This is a genomic window from Acidimicrobiia bacterium, from assembly GCA_040289475.1.
In the GTDB taxonomy this organism is placed as follows: domain Bacteria; phylum Actinomycetota; class Acidimicrobiia; order ATN3; family PSLF01; genus PSLF01.
The window spans coordinates 1-7,941 of sequence record PSLF01000024.1 but is presented as its reverse complement, the minus strand read 5'-3'; the positions used below and the strand labels follow the sequence as shown (position 1 = coordinate 7,941).

The window sequence follows — 7,941 nt, the reverse complement described above, 5'->3', positions numbered from 1 at the left end:
GCGTCCTCGTCAAGCGCATCCTGCGGAAGCACGGCTACCCGCCGGACAAGCAGGAGAAGGCGACGCAGACGGTGCTGGAACAGGCGGAAGTGCTCTCGGCGCAGTGGGCGGCGGCGTGACAGATCTAGGATGTGATTCACCGCGGCCTATGGCTCGTAAGCTACCCTGGGAGCAAGATGTCGCCGGTTCAAAACCGGCCGGCCCGACGGGTAAAACGTTTCAGGATGAACAGCGACCTTTATGCCGACCAAAACTTAGACGCTTCCTATGTGGAGTTTTTCTTTGATCCTCTCTGCCCCTGGGCATACCAGGCTTCCCTTTGGATACGCGAAGTTCGGCGGCTAGTTGCAATCCGTGTCGAATGGCGGTTTTTCAGTCTCGAAGAGACAAACTTGGAGCGAGGAGAAAAGCATCCTTGGGAGCGGGATTGGTCTTATGGATGGGGTCCGATGCGAGTTGGCGCCTATTTGAGGCGTCAATCGATGGAAGACCTCGACAATTGGTACGCCGCTATCGGCCGAGCTCTCCACGAAAACGGCGAAAAAATGCATAATCGCTCGGTCGCTGAGCGAATAGCAGAAGAGGCGGGCTTCGGAAGGGAGGTCGTCGAAGCTGCAATCTCGGACCCCTCGACCAATGACGAGGTTCGCGAGGACCACGAATATGCTGTCAGAGAGCTCGGTGCCTTCGGTGTCCCAACCCTCGATTTAGGAAAGGGGAGGGTGATTTTTGGTCCGGTGGTGGCCCCTGCCCCCAAGGGCGAGGAGGCGGTGCGCTTGTTTCGACTGATTCTCGAGTGGGCAGAGTTTCCGTACTTGTATGAGCTGCAACGGCCCAAAACTTCTCGAGATCTCGAACGCATCGCCTCGGTGTTCCAGCCCTACCTTAGGGCAAAGTAGTAAGCGAGGGCGGATGAATCGATGCTGTGCTATGGCATGGGGGCGGGAATGGGTACGATGAATCGTGCAACGCTGCCCGCTCTCGTTCTCTCTATCCCCGGACATCGCGAGGCGAAAATGAGGGGGAGCGTCACCGCCTCATAATGTCACACCCTACAACTATGATTTGCCTCGAAGCTTTTCACGCGATCGTAAGCACGGCGTAGCCGAGCTGTCAGCGAGAAGTTTCGTCTGCGGATCCAGTTGGATAAGAAAACCCGATGCGACGTTACGACAGAGCAACCGTTCTCGTCACAGCAATTGGCCTAGTTGTAATAGCTATCGCCAGTGGTGCTTTCTATTCTCGGAGTCATGAGATTGAAGGAACCGGAGGTGATCTGCCGCCTAGAGGTCGCGCCGCCTCGAGTTTTCCCAAAAGCGAAGATGGACATCGCAACCTCGAATCGGCTACTCGAAATAGTTTCGAAAACTTGCTAAGTGCGGGACGGGAGTATCGAAGTCCTGGGCCTCACAAGGTCGTGATCTATGGGAATCAAGAGCCCTTCGGAGTACCGGGATTTCGCCCTGTCATGTTCGGACCCGGATACACCGTAGGAGTCGTCGAGAAGGAACCTCCAGAGGAGGTAGGCAGCGTTGAAATAAGAGACGACATGAACATCGTCCGCTTGCGCAATGGTGCCTTCGACACCACGGTTGCCGAACCACAGGTTCCATCGGAGTGGAGGAGAGACTTGCCCCAGGGAACAGAAAGGTTTCTCGTTATTGTCCAAGCGCCAGGGCCCATAAACGATTCGTGGCTAAAACAAATTCAGAGCAGCGGCGTAGAGCCGGTTGCCTATCTCCCGGAAAATGCATATATCGCGCTCGCAAGCAAGCCGTCGCTGGAAACGATCCAAAAACCGAACACTCCAACCGACGTCCAGTTTGTGGGCGCATACCACCCGTATTACGCAATTGACAAGTCGCTTATGGAAGCGGATGGGGTTGCCGATGTCGTGTTCATGGTTCCTAACTCACCGGAGGGCACGGATGCGCTGAGACGAGTGGCTATGGCGGCTGCCAAGGAGCCAGAGATTGTTAGGACTGCCACAGTCCAGGTTGGGTTAGTCCGCATAGACGCCGCGGTCGCAAGAGACATCGCTGCTCAGGCTGCCGTGCTCTCTGCTCAACTCTTACCTGAGCTTAGGCTTTTGGACGAGAAGCCTGCCCAGTGGATGGCTGGATCTAGAACTGCGGATCGCTCCAACGCCTCGGCCCCGGGATACTTGACGTGGTACTCATCAAGAGGGTTTGGTGGCCCTCCTGATTTTGCCGTAGCAGTCGCCGACAGCGGATTGACGCAGTCTGGAACGATAAACCAGTACACGGTGCACCCCGATCTTCTCGGTCCGTCCGGCCAGAATCGGATTGTCGCAGCCAACAACTACACTTCCGATCCCACCTTGGCTGATTTCGTGGGCCACGGCACGGCGGTCGCCGGGATCATCGCTGGAAGAAACACGGGTACGGGATCTAGTTACGAGGATATCGACGGGTACAACTACGGTCTCGGAGTTGATCCTGAAGCCAAACTCGTAATCTCCAAGGCTTTTGGTGCGACCGGAAATATAAATGCTTCTTATATCGTCTCTGGTCCAAAAGACGAGTTTCTTGCGGGTGCACGTATTACAAACGGTTCATGGGGATCAACTAATCCTAGACCTGAGTACGACTCACTCAGCTTCTTGTTCGATGCCTATACGGTCGATGTCTTGGCCGCTCCGGGGCGGCAGCAGATGACTTTTGTCTTTGCTGCGGGAAACAATGGTCCCAACCTAGGAAGCATTTCGAGCCCTGCCAACGCGAAGAATGTCATAGCGGTCGGGTCCAACGAGAATGCACGCCCCAGTTGGCTGGACAACTGTGACACGCTCATTGGCCAGTCTACGCTTCCGAATACGCAGGCGGACAACATGGAAGATGTCGCGCGTTTCTCGGCTCGGGGACCTACTCTCGACGGGAGGATCAAACCCGATGTGGTTGCCCCTGGTATCCACGTGACGTCACACCGGGTCCTAAGCGGCGAACCATGCCCGGGATCTCCGCTTCCGGGCGGGTTCGCCGGTTATACCTCCGCTACCGGAACGAGCTTTTCCGCACCCCATGTAAGCGGAGAGGCAAGCTTGATAAGACGCTGGTTCGCAAAGAAAGGATGGAAGACGCCGAGCCCTGCCATGGTAAAGGCATACGTAATTCAAGGCGCCGTTTACCTTACTGGTGCATTCGGAGGGGGAAACCTACCCACCAACTCACAGGGATTTGGGGCTACCGCCTTTGATGAGCTGTTCACCGACACCACTATTCCCCTTAACGATCAGTCATACGTATTCACACAAACTGGACAGACCTACGAGTCCACTGCAGCTGTGGCCGATCCGTCCAAGCCGCTCACAGTGACACTGGCATACTCGGATGCGCCGGGAAACACGGTGGGCGCTTCCTATGTGAACGACCTCGATTTAGAAGTCGAAGTTGGAGGCAAGCTCTACAGGGGAAATGTCACTGCGGGCCAGTACTCCGTCGAGGGGGGTACTCCCGACCCTAAAAATAATGTCGAGCGAGTACTGCTCCCTGCAGGTCAATCCGGCCCTGTCACGATACGAGTCAAGGCCAAAAACATAGCAGGGGACGCTGTTCCAGACAACGTCGACCCGACAGATCAAGACTTTGCTTTGGTTGCGTCGAATCTGAGTGCGACCCAACTCCTTACCCTAGAGCGCGTGGAATTTAGCGACGCTGGCGATCACAATGGTCGCCTAGGTAACCCAGAGCCCTTCGAAGTGACCGCATATGTAAGAAATCTTGGCACCTCCGTTGCTCCGGCAGTCGGTGGAACCTTGTCTACACCGACCCCCCGGACAGATATAGCAGTTGCAACGTCCACATTTGGCGACATAGCTCCAGGTTTTATAGCGGCGAATTCCACGGCATTCCGGGGAATGTACGAAGGTAACTGCACCTCCGATGTAGAGTTCACTCTCACTGTCTCTAGTGGATCCCTCACATCCCAATTCCGCTTTACGATTCCTTCAGATCCCCGCCCCGAATCGGTTTATCAGAACTTTGGAATTCCAATCAGCGACGCCCACTACGTCGAGGGAGGTCTTGGCGTGTCTGGAGGAGGGGCAGTACTCGACGTCAACGTTTTCGTGCAGGTCGAACATGCGCGGATGGGCGATCTACTAATCACGCTGCGCTCACCGGCTGGGTTGGAAATAGTTCTTTCTAACAAGCGTGGAGGGTGGAATAGAGGGCTGTTGGCGGAGTTTGACGACTCTGCCAATTCCCCTATTTCGGCCGCAGATCAGCCGGTGGGCTTTGTACTCGGGAGGTTCAGACCCGACCAGCCTCTCTCTGGCTTCTTCGGACAGAGCGCACAAGGTACGTGGGTGGTACGGGTCTACGATGTGAATGCCGGCGGTGGAGGTATAGAGGGCACCTTGTTGAGTGCCGGTATCAGAGTCATTACGGGGTGTGCTCAGCCGGCGTGCACGTCGAGACCTTTGTCTCCAGCTTCGACGGCATATCTTGCAGAAGGGGCTACCGCCGGGGAGTTCGACACTTGGGTATTACTTGCCAACCCCGGACCCTCCAAGGTTCTCGCCTGTCTTACGTTTCTCACAGAAGGCGGATCACGCTCGGGACCACTGGTCAGCCTAGAGCCTCTGTCTCGCAAAAGCATCCTTGTCGATGCATGGGTGACAAGTTACAACGTTGCGACGGTGGTGGAAGGCATTGGGGGTTCGGTTCTAGCCGAGAGGGCTATGTACTCAGCAAAGCCGGGCCTTCAAGGAGCTCACTCGGTAAAGGCAATTTCGTCTCCATCTCGAACTTGGTTTCTTCCAGAAGGTGCTACTGCGGGACCGTTCGAGACTTGGGTTCTAGTAGCCAACCCCAGTGTTACCGAGACAGCTACGGTGTCGGTAACCTACATGACTGGCACCGGTCCCGTCCCAGGGCCATCGTTCTCTCTTCCGCCTCAAGTGCGGCGTTCAATCCGAGTCGACGACACCGTGGACACCTACGATGTTTCTACACTTGTATCATCCGTTGGTGCTGCAGTCGTAACAGAGCGATCCAGCTATGTGGCACCAGGTGTGAAGCGGGGAGCGACGGCATCTCCTGGTGTAGCGGCGCCCTTAGCTAAGTGGTACCTGGCCGAAGGAGCCACAACCGGAGGATTCGAGACTTGGATCTTGGTTGCCAATCCTTCTTTTACGGATTCTGTGTCGGCCACCATAAATTTCCTCACCGAATCTGGCCCGGCTGCTGCGGTGCCGATACACATACCGCCCCGCTCTAGACGCAGTGTACGGGCGAACGACTATAGCGCTTCTTACCATGTTTCGACGATCGTAGAATTTGGGGGCAGCGGTGCTGTCGCAGAGCGGGCTATGTACTTCGACCATCCTACATTTGGCAAAGGTGCTGCCAGCGGTGAAGGGGTGCCGATGCCGGGATCTCAATGGGTAGCCGTCGAAGGAGCCACAGCGGGAGGATTCGAGACGTGGATTCTCGTGGCCAATCCCGACAACTCCGCACCTGCGACCGTTAGGGTGGAGTTCTTGTCCACCGGAGGCTTGGCCTCAGTAACAACTCTCAGCGTGCCACCTCTGTCCAGGAGGTCGATAAGAGCTAACGACTACATTTCTAGTTTCGACGTGACCACAAAGGTCACGGTGGAGGGAACGGGACAGGTGATCGTCGAGCGTTCAACTTACACTCCAAGCGGACCGTCTTCGGACGCGACCGCAAGCCCAGCGTTTCGTATTGCTTGAAGAGCGGCCAACATCGCGAGATTCCGAAGCCTAGCAACTACAAAAGAAGGAAAAAAGAAAGAATTCGAGCGAGCCGAGAAGCTAAAAAGCAAAACGGAGCCAAACAACTGAGTCCGAACGGCATCTCACTAAGGGGTGCCGATACGGATTCTGTGTGGACTTTGCCCAATCTAGTGTCGGCTGCTCGAGTGCTGTTGCTGTTTCCATTGGCATTAGCCACGGCTCGGCGCCAAGAAGCCGCGGTAGTTGCAATTTTGGTGGGAATAGGGCTGAGCGATTGGCTGGACGGTGTCCTGGCTAGGGCTACACACCAGATAAGTACAGTGGGTCAGATCTTCGACCCCGTGTGCGACCGCATAGCTATAGCGGGTTCTCTGATCGCCGTGGTCGCCTCCGGGTATTACCCCAAGACCTTAGCTCTTGTTCTACTGGCAAGAGAAGTATTGGTGTCGGGCGCTGCTCTTGTCCTCGCTGCTAAGGGATTTCCCCGCATTGAAGTAACGCTCTTAGGGAAGGCAGCTACTCTAATGCTGATGTTTAGCCTTCCGCTCTATGTTGTTTCTGTTAGCCAGTGGGATGCCGCGCGGATTGCCCGAATTTTAGCTCCTTTGTTTGGGTATCCGGGAGCGATCGGTTACTACGTTGCAATGGGGCACTACGCTTTCGAGGCCAGGAAAATTGCTGCAATGCGCCTTAGCCGGGAGTAGGTGGACAGAAGAAAAAAGTGCTTCGTGCTAGGCTCGTGATTGTCAATTTTTCTCCGACGAGAGGTGCAATAGGGCAATGAAGGCCGTGATCATGGCCGGAGGAGAGGGGACTCGCCTTCGGCCACTCACGAGCAATCAGCCAAAACCGATGTTGCCAGTGGCTAACAAGCCCATGATGGAGCACATCATTCGTTTGCTCCGTCGCCACCACATCTCCGAGATCGTCGTTACAGTCGCGTATCTTGCATCTGTTATTCGAAAGTATTTCGGCGACGGATCCGATCTCGGGGTGCGCTTGTTCTACGCTATGGAGGAAACCCCTCTGGGCACCGCTGGATCCGTAAAGAACGCCGCCGACGAGCTAACAGAAGCTTTTCTAGTGATCTCCGGAGATGCTCTTACTGACATCGACATAGATGCTGTACTTTCGTTCCATAGAGAAAAGGGGAGCATTGCGACTGTCGTTCTAAAGCGCACCGATAATCCGTTGGATTTTGGAATTGTCATAGTCGAAGACGACGACAAGATTGTCCGGTTTCTCGAGAAGCCCGGATGGGGACAGGTGTTTTCGGACACGATCAACACCGGCATCTATGTTTTCGAGCCTGAGATCTTAGACTTCATTCCCGGCGGACCCTCGGACTTCTCAGGAGACGTGTTCCCTCGCCTGGTAGAGAAGGGAGCACCGATTTATGGCTACATAACTGATCGTTACTGGTGTGACGTGGGAAACCTCGATTCCTATCAACAGGTCCACGCTGACGTTTTGGACGGGCGCGTCGAGATTGATATTGGGGGTTTTGAACTGAAGCCAGGTGTTTGGGTGGGAGAGGGCGCCGAGATTGATCCTAGCGCCGAGATAGTAGGCCCCGCCCTTATTGGCGACTTTTGCCGTATCGACTCCGGGGTGAAGCTCGGCGAGTACTCGGTCTTGGGAAACAACGTGATTTTGAGGGCAGATGTCACCGTCGAGCGAGCCATCATCCATGACAACGCTTATATAGGGGAGTTGTCTCAGCTGAGAGGATGCGTAATCGGGAAAAACGCCGATATGAGACGAGGCGTGACCATTATGGAGGGAGCCGTACTCGGTGAGGACACCTTCGTCGGAGACCGAGCGATCCTTCAACCTGAAGTAAAGGTTTATCCGTTTAAAACTGTCGAATCGGGGGCAATCATATCCTCGTCGATTGTCTGGGAGTCGAGAGGACTTCGCCATCTATTCGGAAGAGACGGGGTCATAGGTATTGCGAATGTCGATGTCACGCCAGAAGTCGTGACAAGGCTTGCGATGGCGTATGGAACAACACTTGCTAAGGGTGAGGTAGTAGCTGCCGGAAGAGATGCCTCCAGGGTGGCTCGCACATTTTCGAGGGCCTTGATGGCAGGCCTGAATGCAGCCGGGCTAAACGTCGATGACCTCGAAGTTACAACTGAACCGCTCCTCCGGTTTCATGCGGTTAGAGCCAGAGCCTCAGGAGGAGTACTGGTTCGCACCGTCTTGGACGATCCATCTTC

5 protein-coding genes are annotated in these 7,941 nt (G+C 55.3%); all 5 read left to right on the top strand.

Going from position 1 to position 7,941, the window contains the following annotated elements; translation table 11 throughout:
* Nucleotides 1-119, top strand: a 119-nt coding sequence (locus C4318_09110) for a type I restriction endonuclease (GenBank protein ID MER3455290.1), incomplete at its 5' end; no start/stop codon positions are given.
* 105 nt (nt 120-224) lie between these two features.
* Nucleotides 225-899: a hypothetical protein gene (locus tag C4318_09105; protein ID MER3455289.1), complete on the top strand. Its 675-nt coding sequence runs from the start codon at nt 225-227 to the stop codon at nt 897-899.
* Between the two features lie 260 nt (nt 900-1,159).
* Nucleotides 1,160-5,716 carry a hypothetical protein gene (locus tag C4318_09100; protein ID MER3455288.1) on the top strand — a complete coding sequence of 1,519 codons (4,557 nt, stop codon included), beginning with the start codon at nt 1,160-1,162 and terminating at the stop codon, nt 5,714-5,716.
* Nucleotides 5,713-6,423, top strand: coding sequence for a hypothetical protein (locus C4318_09095; GenBank protein MER3455287.1), 711 nt, complete (start codon nt 5,713-5,715; stop codon nt 6,421-6,423). The genes C4318_09100 and C4318_09095 overlap by 4 nt, the downstream gene beginning before the upstream one ends.
* Before the next feature lie 76 nt (nt 6,424-6,499).
* The coding region (locus C4318_09090; GenBank protein ID MER3455286.1) for a mannose-1-phosphate guanyltransferase at nt 6,500-7,941 on the top strand (1,442 nt) is incomplete at its 3' end.

Excerpts from the sequence above, each read along its gene's own strand:
- C4318_09105 (MER3455289.1), top strand. The coding sequence starts at position 225 with ATGAACAGCGACCTTTATGCCGACCAAAACTTAGACGCTTCCTATGTG.
- C4318_09100 (MER3455288.1), top strand. The coding sequence starts at position 1,160 with ATGCGACGTTACGACAGAGCAACCGTTCTCGTCACAGCAATTGGCCTA.